Here is a 21659-nt window from a genome sequence, read left to right on the forward strand (position 1 = left end):
AGGCGAGGTGCCGAGTGGTGGGGCAAGAGCGTTTTGCTTACTTTTGCGCTGTTCAAAAGTGAGCCGCTGTAAGAGCGGAACCAATAGTGGCCGTTACCTAAATAACGGATATGTACCCCGCCCCAAGCCCCCCTCCACAATCAACAGCCTTTAAAAACCCCAGGCCGCTTCTCGATCATCGCCCGTACACCTTCCTTGGCATCCTCACTATTCAGCAGTTTCTCCACCAAAACGGGCAACCCGGCCGCCGCCGCAGTCTCCCCCTCGATCCGTGCCTGGCGCGCCGACATCAGCGTGGCCTGCACCCCCAGCGGCGCCTGCTGGGCAATGCGGTTTGCCAGCGCCACCGCCCGGGGCAACAAATCCTCGCTGGCCATCACCTCCTGCACCAACCCCAACCGCAGCGCTTCATGGGCATCAAACTCATCCCCCGTGAGCAACCAGCGCATGGCATTCCCCCACCCCGCGATCTGATGAAAGCGCAACGTCGCGCCCCCAAAAGGAAAAATCCCGCGCTGCACTTCCATCTGCGCAAACCGGGTATTGCTGGCACACAGATTGACATCCGCCGCCAACATCAACTCGATACCAATGGTCAGGCAGTACCCCTGAGCCGCAACAATCACCGGCTTACTGACCCGGGGCCCCGCGAAAACGCCCCACGGATCACAACCACCCAACGGCGGTTGCCAGCCTTGTGCCATCGTGGGCCCCACATTGGCCAGGTCCAATCCGGCGGTAAAGTGATCGCCATGCCCGAAGACAATGGCCACCCGCGCTTCCTCATTGCGATCAAATTCGCCATACGCCAGGCTCAAATCATTGAGCAATTCCAGGTCGAACGCATTGCGCTTGGCCACGCGATCCAGCCCCAGCAACAGGATATGACCCTGCTGTTCACGGCTGACGCGGCTGTTGGTGGCTTGGTTCATGGGGTGTGCCCTCGGGCGCAAAGGGAGGTTTCGGACCGAAGGGCCCGCTGTTAAGGGTGAACCGTTTAAGCGTCATGACCAACAGGGCCGGGCCTTTGAAAAATAGACCCTGCTGCCTGGATGCGCAAAGCCTTTGATGCAGAGGCGTTTACCTGCGGTTTGCGATAAAAAAAGCTCCCTTTTTCAGCGATTTCCGGTATAGTGCGCGCCGGCCTTTAACCGGGCCGCGTTTAGGTAGCGCAATTCCCCGAAGTCAGCTTCGGCTGCACGTCCGCACAGCGGACTCTTCCTTGACGAATCTTTTTCATTCATTCGTTTTCGCAAATCCCCGCCGACAAAGCAGCCAGGGCGACTCTTGAGTCTCAACACGGCATGCGCAGCTTTGGAGCATGGGTCTTTGCGGATGCACTTAGAGGCAGACCCATGACCCAGGAAACCGGCGGCTTCGCCGCTTTTAATCTTAACCCGAACATTCTTGCTGCCGTCATCGCGACTGGCTACGAAGAACCTTCGGCTATTCAGCAGCAATCGATCCCGATCATCATGGCCGGCCAAGACATGATTGGCCAAGCGCAAACCGGTACCGGTAAAACCGCCGCGTTCGCCCTGCCAATCCTGCACTGCATCGATCCTGCCAAGCGCGAGCCGCAAGCCCTGATCCTGGCGCCAACCCGTGAGTTGGCGCTGCAAGTAGCAACCGCTTTCGAAACCTACGCCAAGCAAATGCCGGGCGTTACCGTTGTGGCCGTTTACGGCGGCGCGCCTATGGGCCCACAACTGAAAGCAATCCGTAACGGCGCACAGATCGTTGTCGCCACTCCGGGCCGTCTGTGCGACCACCTGCGTCGCGACGAAAAAGTGCTGTCGACCGTGAACCACCTGGTTCTGGACGAAGCTGACGAAATGCTCAAGCTGGGCTTCATGGATGACCTGGAAGTCATCTTCAAGGCACTGCCAGCAACCCGTCAGACCGTACTGTTCTCGGCTACCCTGCCACAGTCGATCCGTGCCATTGCCGAACGCCATCTGCGCGATCCGCAACACGTGAAGATCCAGACCAAGACTCAGACCGTTACCGCGATCGAACAGGCTCACCTGTTGGTTCACGCTGACCAGAAGACCTCGGCTGTATTGAGCCTGCTGGAAGTCGAAGACTTCGACGCCCTGATCATGTTCGTGCGCACCAAGCAAGCGACCCTGGACCTGGCCAGCGCCCTGGAAGCCAAAGGCTACAAAGCCGCTGCGCTGAACGGTGACATTGCCCAGAACCAGCGTGAGCGCGTGATCGACTCCCTCAAGGATGGCCGTCTGGACATCGTTGTGGCGACCGACGTTGCTGCCCGTGGCCTCGACGTTCCACGTATCACCCACGTGTTCAACGTTGACATGCCTTACGATCCAGAGTCCTACGTTCACCGTATCGGCCGTACCGGCCGTGCTGGTCGCGAAGGTCGTGCATTGTTGCTGGTGACTCCACGTGAGCGCCGCATGCTGCAAGTGATCGAGCGTGTAACCGGTCAGAAAGTTGCCGAAGTCCGCCTGCCGGATGCCCAGGCCGTTCTCGATGCGCGCATCAAGAAACTGACCAACAGCCTGTCGCCACTGGTGGCTGATGCTGAATCGACCCACGGCGACCTGCTGGACCGCCTGACTGCCGATATCGGTTGCACCCCGCGTGCCCTGGCTGCAGCCCTGCTGCGTAAGGCTACCAACGGTCAGGCCCTGACCCTGGCTGCCATCGAGAAAGAACGTCCACTGGTGCCGAACAACGCTCCGCGCGGTGATCGTCCAGAGCGTACTGGCGACCGTCCGGACCGTGGTGATCGTGAGCGTCGTGCTCCGGTTCCATTGGCTGAAGGCCGTGCTCGCTGCCGTACCGCGCTGGGCGCGCGTGATGGCATCGCTGCCAAGAACCTGCTGGGCGCTATCCTCAACGAGGGTGGCCTGGCACGTGAAGCAATCGGTCGCATCCAGGTGCGTGACAGCTTCTCCTTGGTAGAGCTGCCGGAAGATGGTCTGGAGAAACTCCTGACCAAGCTGAAGGACACCCGCGTTGCCGGTAAGCAGTTGAAGCTGCGTCGCTACCGCGAAGATTGATCCGCCCCCGGGCTGATTGATCGAACATAAAAAATCCCCGACTGGTTCGGGGATTTTTTTTGCCTGCAATCAGGCGAAACGGTAGATGTCCATGCCCAGCGCGCCCATGGTGAAGCCTTGGTGGGCTGCGCTGAATTCACCGCCGGCGCCCCGGGCGAAATACAGCGGCAGCAAATGCTCGTCGCTGGGGTGGCTGCGCACGGCATGAGGTGCCTGGCGACGATAGTCGTGCAGCGCGGCTTCATCGTTGGCTGCCAGTTTGCTGACCATCCAATCGCGAAAATCCCGCGCCCAAGGCTCGATGCTCTCCGGCCCGGCATGCCAGTCCAGTTCGCCGAGGTTGTGGGTAATGCTGCCGGAGCCGATCAGCAGCACGCCCTGTTCCCGCAGGCTCGCCAGTGCGTGGCCGACACGGGTTTGCAGGGCAGGGCCCATGCGGCTTGGCAGCGATACCTGCACCACCGGGATATCGGCCGCCGGGTACATCAGCGACAGGGGCACCCAGGTGCCGTGGTCGAAGGGGCGCTGGTTATCAATGCGCGCTTCCAGGCCGTCAGCCTTGAGCAACTGCACGATTTGGGCGGCTAACTGCGGGTCACCGGGTGCCGGGTACTGCACCGCGAACAGTTCCCGTGGGAAGCCGCCGAAGTCGTGCCAGGTCTCTGGTGCGGCGCTGCCAGTCACGAGCAGCCCCTGGCTTTCCCAGTGCGCCGAGACCACCACAATGGCCTTGGGGCGTGGCAGCTCGGCTGCCAGGCGCTTGAGTGCCGGGCCACTGGCACCGGGTTGCAGGGCAAGCATGGGCGAACCGTGGGAGATAAACAGGCTGGGCAGCATGAGTAGGGTCCTGAGGGTTAAGATGGGACCATCTTCAATCAGATCATTGATCTAAATCTAATATAAGTTTTAGCGCTATTTGATCAAGTTTTAGGGTGAATCATGGAACCTGGATTTTGGCATGAGCGTTGGGCGCGCAATCAGACGGGTTTCCACTTGCCCGAAGTGAATCCTTACCTGCTGCGTCACTGGCCCGGCCTGGGCGTGGCGAACGGGGCGCAGGTGCTGGTGCCGTTGTGCGGCAAGAGCCTGGACCTGGTGTGGCTGGCGAGCATCGGGCATCGGGTGATCGGGGTCGAGTTGTCGGAAAAGGCCGTTGAAGAGTTTTTCAGCGAGCAGGAGCTGGCGCCGCAGGTCAGCCAGCGCGGCGCTTTCAAAGTTTTCCAGGCGGGTTCCATCGAGCTGTGGTGCGGGGATTTCTTCGCCCTGGATGCCGGTGCCGTGGTTGGTTGCACAGCGCTTTACGACCGGGCGGCGCTGATTGCCCTGCCACCGTTGATGCGCGAGCAGTATGCGGCGCACTTGAATGGGATTCTGGCGGGAGGCAGTCGTGGCCTGTTGATCACCCTCGATTATGAACAGTCGCAAAAGGCCGGCCCGCCGTTCGCGGTGAGCGATGAGGAAGTGCAATTGCTCCTGGGCGGCCGGTGGAGCCTGGATGTGCTGCAGGAGCAGGACATCCTGGGGGACAGCTGGAAGTTTGTTAAGGATGGCGTCACGCGCCTGGACGAGCGGGTGTACCGGTTGGCCAGGCGCTGAAGAGCGCCCACAAAAAAGGGGCGATTGAATCGCCCCTTCTTCTTGTCGCTATCAGCCGCGACGACGCAGTGCGTCAATTCGCTCTTCCAGTGGCGGGTGGCTCATGAACAGGCGAGCCATGCCCTGCTTGATGCCACCGTTGATGCCAAAGGCGGTCAGGGTGTTCGGCATGTGCACCGGCAAGCCCTGTTCGGAGCGCAGGTGCTGCAGGGCGCTGATCATCGCGCCGGTACCGGCCAGGCGTGCGCCGGCTTCGTCTGCGCGGAATTCCCGTTTGCGCGAGAACCACATCACGATCGAGCTGGCGAGGAAGCCCAGTACCAGTTCGGCGAAGATGGTCGCCACGTAGTAGGCCATGCCCTGGCCCTGTTCGTTCTTGAAGATCACCTTGTCGACGAAGTTGCCGATGATCCGCGCGAAGAACATCACGAAGGTGTTCACCACGCCCTGGACCAGCGCCAGGGTGACCATGTCACCGTTGGCCACGTGGCCGATCTCGTGGGCCAGCACCGCCTTGATTTCGTCGGGCGAGAACCGCTCCAGCAAGCCCTGGCTGACGGCCACAAGGGCGTCGTTCTTGTTCCAGCCGGTAGCAAAGGCGTTCGCTTCATAGGCCGGGAAGATCCCGACTTCAGGCATCTTGATCCCGGCTTCGCGGGACAGTTGCTCGACGGTCTGCAGCAGCCATTGCTCATGACGGGTGCGTGGCTGGGTAATGATCTGGGTGCTGGTGCTCATCTTCGCCATCCACTTGGAGATGAACAGCGAGAAAATCGACCCGGCAAAACCAAAGACCGCACAGAAGATCAGCAGCTGATTGAGGTTCAGATCAACCCCGTTGGCCGCCATGATCCCATTGAAGCCGAAAAGGCTCAGCGTGATGCTGGCAATCAGCACGACCGCCAGGTTAGTGGCCAAGAACAGCAGAATGCGCATCATGGTTGTAGAATTCTCCTCATGCTTAATATGTCGCGTACTGCGGGGTATATAAGGTGCGGCATGGGGCTATTCAACCGGGGGACTATTTCAAACTGTGTCCTACAGCCTGAATGTAGAGCCTTGAAGGGAATTTCCGAGGCCTGGTGTGGCTCGGCAGCCTCGCCCCATTACCTTGCAGCCCTGTAATTATAGGGTGATGCCCGAGCAAGGGTGGAGCCGGCAGGCGTAAAAGGCGATACCGCCCGCGCAGGGCAGAGAAGTGTTGCCAGATAATCGCTGTACGACCACGGGTGGGCCGTACAGCGCAATGCCCATTACTGGCGATAGGACTTCAGGAAGTTGCCGATGCGACCGATGGCCATCTCCAGGTCATCCACCCGCGGCAGGGTGACCACCCGGAAGTGATCCGGCCACGGCCAGTTGAACGCCGTACCCTGGACCACCAGCAGCTTTTCCGACAGCAGCAGGTCGAGCACGAACTTCTCGTCGTTGAGGATCGGGCACACTTTCGGGTCGATCCGCGGGAACGCATACAGCGCCCCCATCGGCTTGACGCAACTGACGCCGGGAATCGCGTTCAGCAGTTCCCAGGTGCGGTTGCGCTGCTCCAGCAGGCGGCCTTGTGGCAGCACCAGGTCGTTGATGCTCTGGTAGCCGCCCAGTGCGGTCTGGATGGCGTGCTGGCTCGGCACGTTGGCACACAGGCGCATGTTGGCCAGCATGTCGATGCCCTCGATGTAGCTCTGGGCATTGTGCTTGGGGCCGGAAATGGCGATCCAGCCGGAACGGAAGCCCGCCACCCGGTAGGATTTAGACAGCCCGTTGAAGGTCAGGCACAACAGGTCCGGCGCCAGGGAGGCGGTGCAGATGTGCACGGCGTCGTCGTAGAGGATCTTGTCGTAGATCTCATCGGAAAACACCACCAGGTTGTGCTGGCGCGCGAGTTCGAGCATGCCCAGCAACACTTCCCTGGAGTAGACGGCGCCGGTGGGGTTGTTCGGGTTGATGATCACCAGGGCCTTGGTGTTCGGGGTGATCTTGGCCTTGATGTCGGCCAGGTCCGGGAACCAGTCGGCGCCTTCGTCACACAGGTAATGCACCGGATGGCCACCGGCCAGGGTTACGGCGGCGGTCCACAGCGGGTAGTCGGGAGCCGGAACCAGCACTTCGTCGCCGTTGTTGAGCAGGGCCTGCATGGACATGACGATCAGCTCGGACACGCCGTTGCCCAGGTAGATGTCTTCGATGCCGACACCTTCAACCTGCTTCTGCTGGTAGTACTGCATGACGGCCTTGCGCGCGCTGAACAGGCCTTTGGAGTCGCTGTAGCCTTGTGCGGTAGGCAGGTTGCGGATCACGTCCTGGAGGATTTCGTCCGGCGCTTCGAAACCAAAGGGTGCCGGGTTGCCAATGTTCAGCTTGAGGATGCGATGGCCTTCCTCTTCCAGGCGTTTGGCGTGCTTGAGCACCGGGCCGCGAATGTCGTAGCAGACGTTGGCGAGCTTGTTCGATTTGCTGACCTGCATGGCGATGTGATCCTGAAAATGAACGATCCAGACGGTGTGAAGACTACCGTGCTGAGAATCCTGCGTTGGCCTGACCCATAAATACGTTTGAATGCCGGTAACGCGGGTGCCAGACTGGCGCTTTGAAGAGGCGCAATCATACGTGCCGCCTGATCCATGGAAAAGACACAGATCAGGCTTTTTCAGTTGCCGAGGTGTACCGATGGAAAAGTTGCAGAAAACCGTTGAAGAATGGAAAGCCATGCTCGACCCGGAGCAGTACAACGTGTGCCGCCTCAAAGGCACCGAGCGACCGTTCAGCGGCAAGTACAACGGCACCAAGACCGACGGCGTCTACCACTGCATCTGCTGCAATGAGCCGCTGTTCGATTCCAGGGCCAAGTTTGACTCCGGCTGCGGCTGGCCCAGCTTCTACGAGCCGATCGCCGAGCAGGCCATGGTCGAGATCCGGGACGTCAGCCACGGCATGATCCGCACCGAAGTCACCTGCGCCAAGTGCGATGCGCACCTGGGCCACGTGTTCCCGGACGGACCGCCACCGACCGGTTTGCGTTACTGCATCAACTCGGTGTGCCTGGACCTGGTACCGCGCTGAGCCGTCTGGCTCCTGCGGGCTTCGTGCCCGCAGGGGCCGTTATATCAAGGCATAAGTCCCGCCAATTAAATTGCACACAATTGAATTGCCTACTATCGTTCAGTCCTTCTTATCTCTGTAGAGGCACTGCCATGAGCGACAACCTGCTGAGCATCCCTTGCACCACCATCAAGGGTGAGCAAAAGACCTTGGCCGATTTCGCCGGCAAGGCGATTCTGGTGGTCAACACTGCCAGCAAGTGCGGCTTCACCCCGCAATACAAGGGGCTTGAGGAACTCTGGCAGCATTACAAGGACCAGGGCCTGGTGGTATTGGGCTTTCCCTGCAACCAGTTCGGCAAGCAGGAGCCGGGCAACGAAGGCGCCATTTCGGAGTTTTGCGAGCTGAACTTTGGTGTCAGTTTCCCGCTGTTCAAGAAGATTGACGTCAACGGCAGCGATGCCCACCCATTGTTCGTACAGCTTAAAAAGCAGGCCCCGGGATTGCTGGGCTCCAAGGGCATCAAGTGGAACTTCACCAAGTTCCTGATCGGTCGCGACGGCCAGGTGGTCAAGCGCTTCGCCCCGACCACCAAGCCCCAGGACCTGACCCAAGAGATCGAAGCCCTGCTCAAATGACCGACCTGTCCCTGGCCCTCGACGACCAACTGTGCTTCAAGCTCTACGCCGCCTCCCGCGCAGTCACCCGGGCCTACAAGCCGATGCTCGATCAGTTGGGCCTGACCTATCCGCAATACCTGGTGATGCTGGTGCTGTGGGAATGGCAGGCTGCAGCTGTGTCGCAGCCTACGGTCAAGGCCCTGGGCGAGCGCCTGCTGCTGGATTCCGGCACGCTGACGCCACTGCTCAAGCGCCTGGAGCAGCTTGCCCTGGTGCGGCGTCAGCGCAGTGCGCTGGATGAGCGTGAAGTGCACCTGAGCCTGACCGATGAAGGCCGGCACCTGCGCGACCGGGTGCAGCCGCTGAAGGCCCGCCTGTTGTGTGACAGCGGCGTTGACCTGAACCAGGCCGATGCCTTGCGTGACGGCCTGGATCAGCTGTTGCGCCAGGTCAAAGACTTGTCGTAGTCGGCACCCACAGATCGAGCAAGGCCTTGAGTTCTTCCCGGCGAAACGGCTTGGCCAGGTAATCGTTCATGCCTGCCGCCCGGCAGCGCTCGCGTTCCTCGGACATGGCGTTGGCCGTCAAGGCGACGATCGGCAAGTCCGGCCAGCGCCCGCTGCGGCGGATCTGCCGACTGGCCTCATAGCCATCCATCACCGGCATATTGCAGTCCATCAACACCATGTCGAAGCCTTGCTCTTCCAGCAGCTTGAGGGCTCCACCACCGTGGGCGGCGACGATCACCTCGCACCCGAGCTTGCCGAGCATGCCCTTGGCCACCAGTTGATTGACCGGGTTGTCCTCCACCAGCAGGATGCGCGCCCGGTGGGCGAGGGGGCCGGTTTCCAGCTGGATCAGGTCCAGGACCAGGTCCGGATCGGTGCGCAAGTTGCGTTGCAGGACCTGGTACAGCGCGGTGCGGCTCAGGGGGCGGGCCTGTTGCTGCAAGGGGGCCAGGGCCGCGACTTCTTCGCTGGGCATGAAGTTGCCGTAGGCGGTTACCACCAGGATCGGGGCGGTGATCATCGGGCGCAGGCGGAACAGGCATTCGGGGCAGTCGGTGATCAGCAGGTCGGGATTCTGCCCGCTCAAGTCATCGTCGATGGAATAACAGCGCGGAGCCAGGCCCCAACTCGGCAGCAGGCTGGTGAGGAGTTCTGCCAGCCCGCTGCTGGTGCTGGTGATGGCGATTACATCTCCAGCCAAAGGCGCCAGGCGCACCGCCGGCAAGTGGGTCGGCAAGGGCAGGTCGGCACAGAACTGGCTGCCAAAGCCAGCTTCCGAGCTGATGCTCAGGCGGCCCTTCATGGCTTCGCACAGGTTGTGGGTCAGCGCCAGGCCCAGACCTGTCCCGCCGAACTGGCGGGTGATGCCCGCACCGGCTTGGGTGAACGGCTGGAAAATCTTGACCTGGGCATCCTGGGCGATCCCGATACCGGTGTCGCACACCTCGATCCTGACCCGGCCGGCCTGGGCACTGAGGCGTACATCCACCCGGCCGAAACGTGTGAACTTCAGGGCGTTGGACAGCAAATTGCTGACAATCTGCCGTACCCGCGTCGGGTCGCCCAGCACCTGGGCGGGAAACTGCGGGTCGATCAGGCACGTCAGCTCCACGCTGGGCGCGGCGTTTTGCGAGAGCAGGTTGGCGGTGTCTTCCACCAGTGAACCGAGGTCGAACGGGATGCTTTCCAGTTCCAGTTGGCCGGCGTCGAACTTCGACAGGTCGAGGATATCGTTGAGTAGCTCCACCAGTACTTTGCCGGAGTCATGGGCGATCGACAGTTGCTGGCGTTGCTCGGCGTTCAGCGGGCTGTCGAGGGAGAGGGCGATCATCCCCAGCAGGCCGTTCAGCGGTGTACGGATTTCATGGCTCATGTTGGCCAGGAACGCCGCCCGTGCCTGGGCCATGCCCAGGGCCGTCATCTTCGCCGCTTCCAGCTCGTCGTTCGAGAGCGTCAGCCGATGATTGATCGCCTTGAGCTCGGTGGTGCGGGCGGAGACGATGTCTTCCAGTTGGCCGAGGTATTCGGTCAGGCGATTTTCAGCATGCCGGCGTTGCTGGATTTCAGTCTCCATGTTTTCAAACTGTTGGTTGGCGACGTTGACCAGTACGCCGATCTCGTCGTGCTCGTGCCCCGGCGGGCAGTCCAGGCGCTCGTGCTTGCGTGAGCTCAGCTCGCGGATAATGCGCACCAGCGGCTTGGTCAGCATCACGTAGAAAAGCGCCAACAGAATGCCGGTGAGGATCAGGCTGCGGGCGAAGCCGTTGAGCAGGGTGATCTCGGCGCGGTGCAGGAAGCGGCTGCCGAACGCGTAGGTGTCTACGTCAAGACGCAGTACACCGAGGGAATCATTGGGCATGTGGGTGAGGTACAGCCGGTCTTCGAATTGGCGGTTGGCGCCAAACAGGAAGTCGCTGATGGGCCGGTAGGTGCTTTCCTTGCGCGGACGATGGACATCGGCCAGGACCAAACCGTTGTTGTCGACCAGTTGTGCATGGGTGATGGCGGGGGAGTGCAGCAGGCCCAGCGTCAGTTCCTGGGCCAGCTCGGCGTCGATGTTGTAGGCGATGCGCGAAGCCGGGTTATGGCTGATTTCAATCAGCGCACGTATTTCCCGGTTGATGGAAGCGTCTTCGCTGGCATAATCAATCCCAATCTGTATCAGGCTGAGCAAGGTTCCCAAGACGAATCCGACCAGCACTGTCAGTCTGGCTTGTTTATAAGACAAGCGGTGGGCGAACTTGATATCCATCGGGTGCTGTACCACTTTACGTTTCCTTTCGCCCGGCAAGCATAGCTGAACATCCACAGGCTCAAACTTGCCCGGCACGAATCGATTTTATTCGGTGCAGCCCTGCACGGTCTGCCTCAGGGTTGCCAATACGCCATCTTTTACAAGAACTTGCCAGAGGAATAGTCGTGGATTCTCGATTGAATGCCTTTCTTGAGCGTGCCGACGCGGTACTGGCTCGCCTGGAGCCCTTGTTGCCTGCCCTGCGTGAAGCCGTTGACTGGAACCATTGCCTGGCTGCCCGTTGGCAGCGCGAAGGTCGCAGCGGCTTTTTATTGCCACTGGAAGTCAGCCTGGATATGCGCCTGTCCGACCTGATCGGCGTGGATAAACAGCGCGAACAATTGGCCCGTAACACCCAACAGTTTCTCGACGGCCTGCCGGCCAACCATGCGCTGCTCTGGGGCTCGCGCGGCACCGGTAAATCGTCCATGGTGCGCGCCTTGCTGGCCCAGCACGCCAAGGCCGGGCTGCGCCTGATCGAGATCGAGCGCGATCACCTGGCGGACCTGCCGCGGGTGGTCGAGCAACTGATCAAATTGCCACAACGCTTTGTGTTGTTCTGCGATGACCTGTCTTTCGAAGCCGGCGAGAGCGATTATCGTGTGCTCAAGAGCGTACTCGACGGCTCCCTGGAGCAGGCGCCGGAAAACGTCCTGTTGTATGCCACCTCCAATCGTCGTCACCTGGTGCCCGAGAACCAGAGCGATAACGAGAACTGGAAGACCATAGACGGCGAGCTGCATCCCAACGAAGCGGTGGAGGACAAGATTGCCCTGTCTGACCGTTTCGGTTTGTGGCTGTCGTTTTACCCGTTCAATCAGGAGCACTTCCTGGATGTGGTCGAGCACTGGATCGGTGAGTTGGCGAGCAAGGCCGGTCTGCAGTGGCAACGCGATGAAGAGTTGGACATCCTCGCCGTGCGCTGGGCCACCGGGCGCGGTAATCGCAACGGCCGTTGTGCCTATCAGTTCGCCCGCTACTGGGTGGGCCTCAAGTTGTTGGAGCGTCAACCATGATTGATTTGCAACAGGCTGGAACCGGCCTCGATGGCTACGCCATGCTGCATGCGCAGCTGGAATCGCTGTTGGCGGATGAGCGGGATTTCATTGCCAATGCCGCGCAGTTTTCTGCGTTCCTGTTCAACCAGCTGGATGATTTGAACTGGGCAGGCTTCTACCTCAACCGCAATGAAGAGCTGGTGCTCGGGCCGTTCCAGGGGCAGATCGCCTGTGTGCGCATTCCGTTCGGTCGCGGTGTGTGCGGCGCGGCAGCGGCCTCGCGGCAAACCCAGCGGGTGGAAGACGTGCATGCATTCCCGGGGCATATCGCCTGTGACAGTGCGTCCAACAGCGAGTTGGTCGTCCCGTTGGTCAAGGACGGGCGCTTGATTGGTGTGCTGGATTTGGACAGCCCATCGCTGTCGCGGTTTACCCCGCAGGATCAGGCCGGCATCGAGCAGTTGGCGGCGATTTTCCTGCGGTTGACCGATTGTTGATGGGGTGAGTCTCCTGCAGGAGCGAGCAAGCTCGCTCCTGCAGACTATCGACAGTCCAGCACGTCCAGTTGCATCTGCAGCATCCTTTCCAGCTCAAGCATGGATTTCTCTATTGCCTTGATGCCCGCCTCGATAACGTGTGGTGTCTCGCGTTCGCCACACGCCTGCTCCAACGCTTCGCATTGTCCGGACAAGGTATCGGCCTGGATGATCCGGGCGGCGCCTTTGATCTTGTGGGCCTGGTCGATCAGGTCGCCGGGCGCGGCTTGCCGTGCCAGCATGGCCATCAGCTCGACCCGATCATTCCGGCTGCTGCTGAGCAACTCCTCGAGCAAACGCCGGCTCAACTGTGGGTCACCGCCCGTCATCGCGTCCAGGCTTTGCAGGGTAAACACGTTGCGGGTGGGCAGCGGATCGACCTGCGCCAGGTGCTGTTCCAGCGCAGTAAGACTGATGGGTTTGAACAGGCAGTCATTCATGCCGGCGTCAAAGCAGCGTTGTTTCTCCTCGGGCTGCGCGTTGGCGGTGAAGCCGAGTATCACGCACGGGGTTTTCTGTTCGCGCTCCTCATACTCGCGAATGGAGTGACTCAATTCGTAGCCGTTCATGATCGGCATATTGCAGTCGGCAATGACCAGGTCGAAGTGTTCCTGGCGCCAGGCCTGGAACCCCGCAGCACCATGATGGGCCGCGGTGAACTGATGCCCCAGGAAACCCAGTTGCTGGCACATCAGCAAGCGGTTGGCCGGATGGTCATCCACCACCAGCACGTTGAGTACTGGCGCCGGCGTGGCTGCGGCCGGTTCGAGCTTGTCTACGGCCTTGACCGGCGGCAGGCTGGTCATCTTCAGGCTGACGTGGACCTGGGTGCCTACCATGGGCACGCTGCTCAGGCTCAATTGCCCGCCCATCATGGCGCACAGGCTGCGACAGATCACCAGGCCCAGGCCGGCGCCGCTCCTGGCCAGGTGCCCGGAGTTGTCGGCCTGGGCGAACGGCTCGAACAGGCGTAGCTGGTCTTCGCGATTGATCCCGATGCCGGTGTCCTCCACTACCAGTTTCATCTCGATCTGTTGAGGTTGTCCGGTCGCCTTCAGCTGCACCTTGATCTTCACCTGCCCGCGTTCAGTGAACTTGATCGCATTGCTCACCAGGTTCGAGAGCACCTGCTTGAACCGCAGAGGGTCGATCAGTACGTCGGTATCCTCGACATCGGGGGTGAACTCCAGCACCAGGCTCAGGGTTTTCTGGCGCGCCAGGCCATCGAACACGCGGACCACCGACTCGATGACTTCGCGCAGGTTGACCCGCTCCGGGGCCAGGCTCAATCGACCGGACTCGATACGTGCAATGTCCAGAATGTCGCCAATCAACTCCAGCAGGTCCTTGGCCGAGTTGTAGGCGACCTCGATCGCAGGGCGATCGAGATGACCCTGATCGGCGCGCTTGAGTGTCAATTCCAGCATGCCAATGACGGCGTTCATCGGCGTGCGGATTTCGTGGCTCATGGTGGCCAGGAACGTGCTTTTCGCGCGATTGGCCTCGTCGGCGCGTTCCTTGGCGGCGCGCAGTTCGTCGAACAACTGGCGCCGTTCGCTGATATCGATCCAGCCGCCAATGATGCCCTGGACCTCGCCCACGGAGTCGCGGTAGGGGAGGATCCAGTGGTAGATCGTGAGTTTCTTCCCGTGCACGTGCAGGGTGCGATCAAGGATCAACGGTTTACCCTCGGCCACTACCCGCTGGTAGTCGGCATGGTACTGCGCCGCCTCCGTCTCAAGGGCCATGCTCATCTGCGTGATGCTTTTGCCGATGACGTCTTCACGCTTGATGTCGAACGTCTGCAGGTAGCTGTCGTTGCAGGTCTGCAGATAGCCGTTGTGGTCGCGTACGTAGATCGGATGGGGCGTTTCATTGACCAGCGCCCGCATGAACTCGAACTGGTCGTTAAGGGCGCGCTCGGCCAGTTTTCGGTGCTTGATCTGGCGCTGCAGGTAGCCGTTCCAGGCCAGGGAAATCAACAGCAGCAGCCCAGTGCCGATGATGATCTGGGCAATCAGGCGATGGTAATTGCGCCAGTAGCCATCGGACGCTGCGTTGTAGCCGCGCCAGCGGCTGTTGATCGCCGCCATCTCATCCGGGGCGATACTCAGCAGTGCCTTGTCCAGGATCGAACTCAGCTCCGTGGCGTGTCGGGACGTCGCCAGGGCAAACGTCGCAGGCAACGTGCCGATGCTGGAACTGATCTGCAGTTTGTCCTGGAATGCCGGAGAAGAAAGCAGGTAGTTGGCGATCACCAAAGGGTTCACTGCGCCGTCGACTTGCCCCTGTGCCAGCAATTCCGATGCCTTGAAGGTATCCCCGGTTTCCACCAGGTTTATCTGGGCAAATGCCTGCTGCAGGAATTTTTCCAGCTGATTGCCCTGGGTAATCGCCAGGCGCTTGCCGGCCAGTTCTTGAAGGCTTGTGGGCGCGCCCGGCTCTTTACGGGTCAGTAATACGTAGGAGTTTTCCAGGTAGGGGCGGCTGAAGTTCAACTGGGACTCGCGCCCGGTACTGGGAGTAATTGCGCCGATGATGTCGGCTGCGCCGGTCTGCACCAGTTCCATCATGTTGGCGACGTCACGCACGTGTTGAATCTCGAAGCGCAGGCCGGTTCGCAGGCGGATCAGCTCCAGCACGTCGGCGGTGACGCCCCGGAACTTGCCGTCGGTATCAAAGAACGTCAGGGGGGCGAGGGTTTCATTGACCACCACCTTCACCACGGGGTTGTCCTTGAGCCAGCGCTCTTCGCGCAGGCTCAGTTGCAGCTTGCGGTCGGTCAGCAGAATGTCGCTGCCCGCACTCCAGCGCTTGGCGATGCTGTCACGTTCATAGGTTGATACGCCATCGAGCACTGAGTCGATGATACTCAGGAGAATGGGTTGATCCTTGCGCAAGGCGAAGCTGAACCCGTGGGCCTCGTGCTTGCCGAAGTTGGCCATGCGGATATTTTTCAGGTAGCCCTTGTTGATCATGTAGTGAGTGGAAATGGTGTCGCCCAGGAATACGTCAGCCTGGTCGAATGCCACGGCATTCAAGGCATTTTGATAGGACGGGTAGGCGTGGATGGTCGCCTTGGGGTACAGCGCCTGCACTTCGTCCATGGGCAGGTAATGGTAGACAAGACTCAGGCGCAGGCCGGCCAGGCCGTCGCCAAGGTCGCGGTTCTCACCTTCACGGGTCACCAGTACCGGCTGATCCACTGCGTAGGGCAGTGACAGGACGATGTCGGGATTCGCCGCTTCAAAACCGTTGGCAGACCCCAGAAAATCGATTTCGCCGTTTGCCAGCGCCTGGATCGCGGCTTCACGGGAGGAGTAGCGCAACACGGTGAGCGGTATCGCCAGTGTCCTGGCCAGCAGCCCGGCGTAATCGGCAGTCAGCCCTTCATAATCACGCCCGCTGGAGGTGATGTCGAAGGGCGGATAGTCGGGTGCAGAGGTGCCCAGTATCAGTTCCCGTTTGTTCTGCAGCCACTGGCGCTGTGTCTTGTTCAGGGGGGTGTCCAGTTGAACGGCACCGGCACGCCCCAGCAGGGCATATTGCTCGGGAACAGTTTGTTCGGCAGGCACGGAAGTGCTGAGGCACACCCCGATACTCAATATGATTAGATAGTCCTTTAATCGCCTGGGCATCCGATTTCTCACACTAGCGCGTTACGTTTTGCCATCTCGATAAGTTCTACCAAGGATTTGGCTTTCAGTTTTTGCATGAGCCTTTTTTTGTAAGTGCTGACGGTCTTGTTGCTGAGAAACATGCCCTTGGCGATTTCCTTGTTTGTCCGGCCTTGGGCAAAAAGTTGTAATACCATGAGTTCACGATCGTTGACGACTTTGAACAGTTCAAGCTCTTCATTGTTATCCGTTTCGTTAGTGCTGCCGTTAAGGGCCTGGCTCGGGAAGTAGTTGTAACCTGACAAGACCGCCCTGATGGCACTGAGCAGTTCGCTCAAGTCACCTTCCTTGCACACATAGCCATCCGCGCCGGAGCGCATGCACCGGGTAGCAAAGAGCTTGGGGGTCTGGGCAGTGAGTATTAACGTCTTGGTCGGCGTACTCATTGCGTTGAACCGGCACAGCACTTCCAGGCCATCGAGTTTCGGAATGCCGATATCAAGGATAATCAGGTCAGGCTGACACTCCTTGACCATTTGTATCGCATCACAACCGTTATCGGCTTCTCCCACTACTTTATAGCCTTCGTGTTCTAACAACATCCGAATGGCAAGTCGGATGACGGGGTGGTCGTCAATAATAAAAACTGAGTTCATGATCAAATTCCATACAGGCGCAAATAAAGTCGGCACATTAGCTCACATGGCAATGAAGGAGGATGAACTTGATGTGGAACAAACGTAAAACAAGAATAATCCTACATCAAAAAAAGCAAGGGATTACGCTCTGTGAGGTGTTTGTTGTTTGGGTGTAAGAGTTTTGCGTGGGTGGAATTTAAAAGTAACTGGTCGTGAGAGGGCAGCGTTATAAAGAGGCGTTTTCGGATTGCCCGGGTGTTTAACTTCCTACTTTTCTGTTGAGCGAGTAAGGCGTGATTGGCGTATGAGTTCATTCAGCTCAAGGTGGCTTAACGGCTTCGACAAATAGCCAAGTAATGGAAAGTTGCGTCGGGATGCCTGGGCCATCAGGTGTTCCAGTTCATTGACGGGCAGGCCGCTGAGCAATATCGCGGACCTTATAAAGCCTCTGCGGTTGGCAATTTCAATCAACTCCAGCCCAGGCAAGTCGGGCAAACATTGATCACAGAGCAGAATATCGAATGGCACGTCGGTTTGTGTCATCAGCCGCATTGCCTGTTCTGCATTCTCGGCCAGTGCCAGGTCGTGGTAGCCATAGTTTCGTAGCAGGCATTGGGTGGCCAGCAATTGAAAGGGGTGATCCTCCACCAACAGGATGCGAAGTTGTTCGAGCATGGTTTTTTCCATGGAATGGACAAGAGCCCTGAAGACGCTCCACCAGGGCGTGTAGTAAGAAGTTAATGGGCCCGCCAGCTATCGGGCGCAGGAGCAGGTCGAAAGACTGCGGTCAGGGCGCGCGATTATTCATCGCGGCGGGGAAGAACTTCGATCAGGCCGCTCTGTTCCGTGCGTAGGGCGATTCTTTGAAAAGTCGCCCTGGCCATCAGCCAGGGCTCCGATTTATTGCGGGCTGGAGCGGCCGGTCATCTCGCGGGCCATCTCGCTGGCGTAGCTGTCAGTCATGCCGGCGATAAAGTCGATCATGCGCAGGAAGGACGCGTGCAATGACCAGGAGGGATCCGGGGCGCTATTGCCCAACAGGTCGAGGATGCGTCGGTTCTTGAACGACGGGGTGCGACCGCCATGTTGTTCCAGGGCCGCGCCGCAGAAGGCATTCAAGAGGATTTCCAGGGTGGTGTAGGCGCCGATCTCATGCAGGGTCTTGCGCTTGTCCTGGAAAATCTTCTTGCGGGCCATGTCCTTGGCATCCAGCACGCAGCGCTTGGCCGGGCCGTGCATATGTTCCACCAGGTCCCCCGGCAGGGTGCCGGCCAGCAGCGCGTCCTGTTGTTCGACGAACGCCCGGGCCGCGGCGTTGGTCAGGTGTTCGATGGCCTTGCCTCGCAGGATCGCCAGCTTGCGTCGCCGGGAATCCAGCGGGCCGAGTTGCCGATAGGTTTGCGGCAAGTCGTCGCCCACCAGGTCCAGCAGCAGTGACTCGACCTCGGCGTATTCCAGCAGCTCCATTTCCAGGCCGTCTTCGAGGTCGATCAACGCGTAGCAGATATCGTCAGCCGCCTCCATCAGGTACACCAGCGGGTGCCGGGCCCAGCGTTGTTCTTCCAACTGCGGCAAGCCGAGCTTCTGGGCGATCTGCTCCAGGATCGGCAGTTCGCTCTGGTAGCAGCCGAACTTGTGTTTCTTGTAGCCCAGGGAGTCGGCGTGGCGGGCGGTCCAGGGGTATTTCAGGTAGGTGCCCAAGGTGGCGTAGGTCAGGCGGGTGCCACCATCAAACTGGTGGTATTCCAGTTGCGTGAGTACCCGGAAGCCCTGGGCATTGCCTTCGAAATTGAGGAAGTCATTGCGTTCGGCGCTGCTCATGTCATCCAGCCAGCCACGGCCTGAAGCTTGCTGGAACCAGTGCCGGATCGCGTCCTCGCCGGAATGGCCGAAGGGTGGGTTGCCGATGTCATGGGCCAGGCAGGCCGACTGCACCACCATCCCCAGGTCGCTCGGGTCGCACCAGTCGGGCAGGGCACTGCGGATGGTCTCGCCTACGCGCATGCCCAGGGATCGTCCCACGCAACTGACTTCCAGGGAGTGGGTCAGCCGGGTGTGGATGTGATCGTTGCTGGTCACCGGGTGCACTTGCGTCTTGCGGCCCAGGCGGCGAAACGCACCGGAAAAGATGATGCGGTCATGGTCTTTGTGAAACGGACTGCGCCCCAGTTCTTCCGGGCTGTGCAGGGGTTTTCCAAGGCGTTCGCGGGTAAGCAGGGTGGGCCAATCCAAGGCGGGTACTCTCCGTGCGGTGAATGACGGCTCCCAGCTTCCCGGTTCAGCCAGGCCTTCGCAAGCGAAAAACTACAGGCCGGCGGCGTCGATATCGATTAACAGCAGGCGCTGACCATTATCAAAGAATTGTCCGGCAGTCAGGCAGTACTGGTTGGTCGTGGCATCGCGATAGGTTGAGGAGAGGGTCAGCCGCCGCTCCTCCCAACCTTCGGCCAGCAAATGATAAAAATACGGACGCCATGACCAGTTGTGGCCCAGGTAGCGGCTGTCGGCTTGCCAGGCGCCCTGGTGCCATTCGAAGTTGGGTGTCAGTTGCGTGCCATGCCGGTCGCACTGGTAAAAACGCAGCAGCCAGGGAAACGCCGGCAATTGCGGCAGGTGGCTCAGCGGTGCGCGGGTGTGGGCCCAGGTTTGCAGGATCTGCATCAGCTCCGCCAGTTGCTGGCGCAGTTGCATGATCCGGCCACGTTCGGCGAGCTTCTGTTGGACATAGCCGGTGCGCAACTGGGCGAAGCGCGGCACGAATGCGTCGGTGTCGAACCAGTCCAGTTGGGCCTGGGCGAACAGGTAGCCCTGGACATAACGCGAACCGCATTCCAGGGCGAAATTCAGTTGGGCCTCGGTTTCCACCCCTTCGGCGATGATCCAGCAGCCGGTTTTTTCCGCCATTTGCGCCAGTGCCCGTACCACCTCACCGCTCGGGCCACCGCGGGCCGCGGCCTGGAACAGGCGCATGTCCAGCTTGAGAATGTCCGGCTGCAAGGCCAGCACCCGGTCCAGCTGCGAATAGCCGGCGCCGAAGTCATCAATGGCAATCCGCGCGCCGGCCTCGCGGTAGCGCTCGACGACTTCGGCCAGGCGCAGGATATCGCCGCCCAGTTCAGTGATCTCGAACACGATGCGGCGCGGGTCGACGTTATGCAGTTGCAATTGCTTCAGGCTCGGCAGCGCCTGGCCCGGGCGCAGGCGGGTGATCCAGCGTGGCGAGATATTCAGGCTGAGGAACCACTCCTGCGGGGCTTCATGCAGGCGGCTCAGGGCATTGTCACGGATCTGCCGGTCCAGGCGGCGCAAGGCCACCGAGGGCGTGCGCGGGTCGGCGAACAGCGGACCCACCGAGCGCAGTTGGCCATTCGCCTGGCGTAGGCGGCCCAGGGCTTCTACGCCGGCGATGCGGCCGGTGGCGGTGTCGATGAATGGCTGGAAGCAGGCGAGCGGTTGCCCGTCGATCACGGGGCCTCCTTAAAAGACCGGAAATAAAAAAGGCCCGGCCCTCAATGGAGAGGGCCGGGCCTGATCTGTTTGCAAGAATGCAGCCAGCACGCTCAACTTTTGCGCGAAGCACCTTGCATGGCCAGTTTGATCAGCGGGATCAGGCCGGCACCCAGCCGCACCAGGCGGGTCATGGTGCCGATTCCGCCGCCCTTGGCGCCTTTGCCGGTGAGAAACCCCAGCAGCGTCACCACGCCCACGCCCCACAGCGGCGCGTGCTTGATGCCAAAACCGTCCTGCCAGCTCTGGCCCATGTTGCGGACCTTTTGCAGCGGCAGCATCAGTTGCTGGGACTCGTGACGGATTTCCTGGCGGTGCATTTCCATGCGCAGGCGGATCAACGCCTTGCGCATTTCTCGCCGGGAAGTGTTTTGCGGCAATTCAGTCATGCTCATGGCAGCAGGCGCTCCCGGTCGTTGGCCAGCTCTTCGAGGGTGGCGTGGAACGGCGTGGACTCATCGAACACCGCCGCCTTCAGGCGCAACCCGCAGAATGCTGCGGCCAGTATGTAGAACACACACAGGCTGATAATCCCGGTCAGGCGGTAGGTATCCCACACCAGAATCATCACCAGCGCCGACAAACCCACCAGCAACAGCAAGGCAAACACCAGCGCCAGGCCGGCGAACAGCAACAGGCTGACGGTGCGGGCTTTCTGCTCCTGCAACTCGATGCCGAACAGCTCGACATGGCTGTGCAGCAAACCCAGGACAGCCGCGCCCAGGCGCCGTGAAGTAGAACTTGGGCCCGTGGACGAGCCGGATTCGCCGATAGACATGATTAGCGCCTTGTAGCCAGCAGGCCGATCAAAAAGCCCACGCCGGCCGCAATGCCGACGGACTGCCAGGGGTTGGCCTGCACATAGTCTTCAGTGGCCGTGACCGCCGCCTGGCCGCGTTCGCGCAGGGAGTCCTCGGTCAGTTGCAGGGTTTCACGGGCCTTGAGCAGGCTTTCGTGAATCTTGCTGCGAAGCTCGTCAGCCTGGTCACCGGCGAGGATCGCAGTGTCGTCCAGCAGCTTCTCGGTATCGCTGACCAGGGTTTGAAAATCCGCCATCAGTATTTCTTGAGCAGTCTTTGCCGTTTTTCTGGCCATGGTTATCTCCGTGAGTGGCTGGTCTGTTTACTTCTGGTTTCGAGTCACCGGTGTCGGTGAAGGTTCACTGCAATTGTCTGGTACAGCTTTTGCTTTGCCTTGGTGCGCGGGCCCGGGGCCTTGCGCTGAATCCGGGCGGTTGGGGCTCAAACCCTGAAAAACCTTACCCTAAATAACTAAAA

20 protein-coding genes are annotated in these 21659 nt (G+C 60.2%); 7 read left to right on the plus strand and 13 right to left on the minus strand.

All coding sequences use genetic code 11. The features are described 5' to 3' along the window. Positions 1-140 precede the first annotated feature (140 nt). Positions 141-932 (minus strand): crotonase/enoyl-CoA hydratase family protein, encoded by a 792-nt coding sequence (locus A462_RS26645; RefSeq protein ID WP_008432145.1) that lies wholly within the window; start codon positions 930-932, stop codon positions 141-143. 423 nt (positions 933-1355) lie between these two features. On the opposite strand from A462_RS26645, the gene A462_RS26640 reads away from it, so the two are divergent. Continuing rightward, positions 1356-3029, plus strand: coding sequence for a DEAD/DEAH box helicase (locus tag A462_RS26640; protein ID WP_003209050.1), 1674 nt, complete (start codon positions 1356-1358; stop codon positions 3027-3029). A gap of 69 nt (positions 3030-3098) precedes the next feature. Here A462_RS26640 and A462_RS26635 read toward each other — a convergent pair whose 3' ends face one another. Continuing rightward, positions 3099-3866: a DODA-type extradiol aromatic ring-opening family dioxygenase gene (locus A462_RS26635; RefSeq protein WP_008432148.1), complete on the minus strand. Its 768-nt coding sequence runs from the start codon at positions 3864-3866 to the stop codon at positions 3099-3101. Between the two features lie 102 nt (positions 3867-3968). Here A462_RS26635 and A462_RS26630 point away from each other — a divergent pair, with 102 nt between their 5' ends. Beyond that, positions 3969-4625, plus strand: coding sequence for a thiopurine S-methyltransferase (locus A462_RS26630; protein WP_008432150.1), 657 nt, complete (start codon positions 3969-3971; stop codon positions 4623-4625). Positions 4626-4676: 51 nt separating this feature from the next. On the opposite strand, the gene htpX is transcribed toward A462_RS26630, so the two are convergent. Beyond that, positions 4677-5564, minus strand: a complete 888-nt coding sequence (gene htpX, locus A462_RS26625) for a protease HtpX (protein ID WP_003209055.1) — start codon at positions 5562-5564, stop codon at positions 4677-4679. Between the two features lie 314 nt (positions 5565-5878). Beyond that, positions 5879-7090, minus strand: a complete 1212-nt coding sequence (locus tag A462_RS26620) for a pyridoxal phosphate-dependent aminotransferase (protein WP_003209058.1) — start codon at positions 7088-7090, stop codon at positions 5879-5881. A gap of 202 nt (positions 7091-7292) precedes the next feature. Between A462_RS26620 and msrB the strand changes: the two genes are divergently transcribed. From msrB to A462_RS26605, 3 genes are all read left to right on the plus strand, one after another. Beyond that, the gene (gene msrB, locus A462_RS26615) at positions 7293-7685 is read left to right on the plus strand and encodes a peptide-methionine (R)-S-oxide reductase MsrB (protein WP_003209059.1); all 393 of its coding nucleotides are present in this window, start codon (positions 7293-7295) and stop codon (positions 7683-7685) included. Between the two features lie 131 nt (positions 7686-7816). Further along, positions 7817-8302, plus strand: a complete 486-nt coding sequence (locus A462_RS26610) for a glutathione peroxidase (protein ID WP_003209061.1) — start codon at positions 7817-7819, stop codon at positions 8300-8302. Next, on the plus strand, positions 8299-8751 hold the full coding sequence (locus A462_RS26605; protein ID WP_008432153.1) for a MarR family winged helix-turn-helix transcriptional regulator: 453 nt from the start codon (positions 8299-8301) through the stop codon (positions 8749-8751). Before A462_RS26610 ends, A462_RS26605 begins: the two co-directional genes overlap by 4 nt. On the opposite strand, the gene A462_RS26600 is transcribed toward A462_RS26605, so the two are convergent. After that, positions 8735-11044, minus strand: coding sequence for a hybrid sensor histidine kinase/response regulator (locus A462_RS26600; RefSeq protein WP_032898904.1), 2310 nt, complete (start codon positions 11042-11044; stop codon positions 8735-8737). The genes A462_RS26605 and A462_RS26600 overlap by 17 nt on opposite strands. A 167-nt stretch (positions 11045-11211) precedes the next feature. On the opposite strand from A462_RS26600, the gene A462_RS26595 reads away from it, so the two are divergent. After that, on the plus strand, positions 11212-12102 hold the full coding sequence (locus tag A462_RS26595; protein WP_008432155.1) for an ATP-binding protein: 891 nt from the start codon (positions 11212-11214) through the stop codon (positions 12100-12102). Beyond that, the gene (locus A462_RS26590; protein WP_003209067.1) at positions 12099-12581 is read left to right on the plus strand and encodes a GAF domain-containing protein; all 483 of its coding nucleotides are present in this window, start codon (positions 12099-12101) and stop codon (positions 12579-12581) included. The genes A462_RS26595 and A462_RS26590 overlap by 4 nt, the downstream gene beginning before the upstream one ends. Before the next feature lie 44 nt (positions 12582-12625). Here the strand turns inward: A462_RS26590 and A462_RS26585 are convergent, their stop codons facing one another. The 8 genes from A462_RS26585 to A462_RS26550 all read right to left on the minus strand — a co-directional run bounded on the left by A462_RS26585 (position 12626) and on the right by A462_RS26550 (position 21477). Further along, positions 12626-16258, minus strand: a complete 3633-nt coding sequence (locus A462_RS26585) for a transporter substrate-binding domain-containing protein (RefSeq protein WP_032898907.1) — start codon at positions 16256-16258, stop codon at positions 12626-12628. Between the two features lie 8 nt (positions 16259-16266). Next, entirely contained in the window at positions 16267-16893 is a 627-nt protein-coding gene (locus A462_RS26580; RefSeq protein WP_003209072.1) for a response regulator transcription factor, read from the minus strand. Between the two features lie 249 nt (positions 16894-17142). Then, on the minus strand, positions 17143-17550 hold the full coding sequence (locus tag A462_RS26575; RefSeq protein ID WP_003209073.1) for a response regulator: 408 nt from the start codon (positions 17548-17550) through the stop codon (positions 17143-17145). Positions 17551-17775: 225 nt separating this feature from the next. Then, entirely contained in the window at positions 17776-19107 is a 1332-nt protein-coding gene (locus tag A462_RS26570; protein ID WP_003209075.1) for a deoxyguanosinetriphosphate triphosphohydrolase, read from the minus strand. A gap of 72 nt (positions 19108-19179) precedes the next feature. Next, positions 19180-20343, minus strand: coding sequence for an EAL domain-containing protein (locus A462_RS26565; protein ID WP_008432158.1), 1164 nt, complete (start codon positions 20341-20343; stop codon positions 19180-19182). A gap of 92 nt (positions 20344-20435) precedes the next feature. After that, positions 20436-20777 (minus strand): hypothetical protein, encoded by a 342-nt coding sequence (locus A462_RS26560; RefSeq protein ID WP_008432159.1) that lies wholly within the window; start codon positions 20775-20777, stop codon positions 20436-20438. Then, entirely contained in the window at positions 20774-21160 is a 387-nt protein-coding gene (locus A462_RS26555; protein ID WP_003209078.1) for a phage holin family protein, read from the minus strand. Before A462_RS26555 ends, A462_RS26560 begins: the two co-directional genes overlap by 4 nt. A 2-nt stretch (positions 21161-21162) precedes the next feature. Then, positions 21163-21477: a DUF883 family protein gene (locus A462_RS26550; protein ID WP_003209080.1), complete on the minus strand. Its 315-nt coding sequence runs from the start codon at positions 21475-21477 to the stop codon at positions 21163-21165. Between the last annotated feature and the right edge of the window lie 182 nt (positions 21478-21659).

The organism is Pseudomonas sp. Ag1 (genome assembly GCF_000278565.1).
In the GTDB taxonomy this organism is placed as follows: Bacteria; Pseudomonadota; Gammaproteobacteria; order Pseudomonadales; family Pseudomonadaceae; genus Aquipseudomonas.

Bases quoted from the DNA above. Each gene is read 5' to 3' on its own strand.
- A462_RS26550 (WP_003209080.1), bottom strand. From the start codon at position 21,477: ATGGCCAGAAAAACGGCAAAGACTGCTCAAGAAATACTGATGGCGGAT.
- A462_RS26580 (WP_003209072.1), bottom strand. From the start codon at position 16,893: ATGAACTCAGTTTTTATTATTGACGACCACCCCGTCATCCGACTTGCC.
- A462_RS26575 (WP_003209073.1), bottom strand. From the start codon at position 17,550: ATGCTCGAACAACTTCGCATCCTGTTGGTGGAGGATCACCCCTTTCAA.
- htpX (WP_003209055.1), bottom strand. From the start codon at position 5,564: ATGATGCGCATTCTGCTGTTCTTGGCCACTAACCTGGCGGTCGTGCTG.
- A462_RS26630 (WP_008432150.1), top strand. From the start codon at position 3,969: ATGGAACCTGGATTTTGGCATGAGCGTTGGGCGCGCAATCAGACGGGT.
- A462_RS26590 (WP_003209067.1), top strand. From the start codon at position 12,099: ATGATTGATTTGCAACAGGCTGGAACCGGCCTCGATGGCTACGCCATG.
- A462_RS26600 (WP_032898904.1), bottom strand. From the start codon at position 11,044: ATGGATATCAAGTTCGCCCACCGCTTGTCTTATAAACAAGCCAGACTG.
- A462_RS26605 (WP_008432153.1), top strand. From the start codon at position 8,299: ATGACCGACCTGTCCCTGGCCCTCGACGACCAACTGTGCTTCAAGCTC.
- A462_RS26645 (WP_008432145.1), bottom strand. From the start codon at position 932: ATGAACCAAGCCACCAACAGCCGCGTCAGCCGTGAACAGCAGGGTCAT.
- A462_RS26620 (WP_003209058.1), bottom strand. From the start codon at position 7,090: ATGCAGGTCAGCAAATCGAACAAGCTCGCCAACGTCTGCTACGACATT.
- A462_RS26610 (WP_003209061.1), top strand. From the start codon at position 7,817: ATGAGCGACAACCTGCTGAGCATCCCTTGCACCACCATCAAGGGTGAG.
- A462_RS26560 (WP_008432159.1), bottom strand. From the start codon at position 20,777: ATGAGCATGACTGAATTGCCGCAAAACACTTCCCGGCGAGAAATGCGC.
- A462_RS26585 (WP_032898907.1), bottom strand. From the start codon at position 16,258: ATGCCCAGGCGATTAAAGGACTATCTAATCATATTGAGTATCGGGGTG.
- A462_RS26555 (WP_003209078.1), bottom strand. From the start codon at position 21,160: ATGTCTATCGGCGAATCCGGCTCGTCCACGGGCCCAAGTTCTACTTCA.
- msrB (WP_003209059.1), top strand. From the start codon at position 7,293: ATGGAAAAGTTGCAGAAAACCGTTGAAGAATGGAAAGCCATGCTCGAC.
- A462_RS26640 (WP_003209050.1), top strand. From the start codon at position 1,356: ATGACCCAGGAAACCGGCGGCTTCGCCGCTTTTAATCTTAACCCGAAC.
- A462_RS26635 (WP_008432148.1), bottom strand. From the start codon at position 3,866: ATGCTGCCCAGCCTGTTTATCTCCCACGGTTCGCCCATGCTTGCCCTG.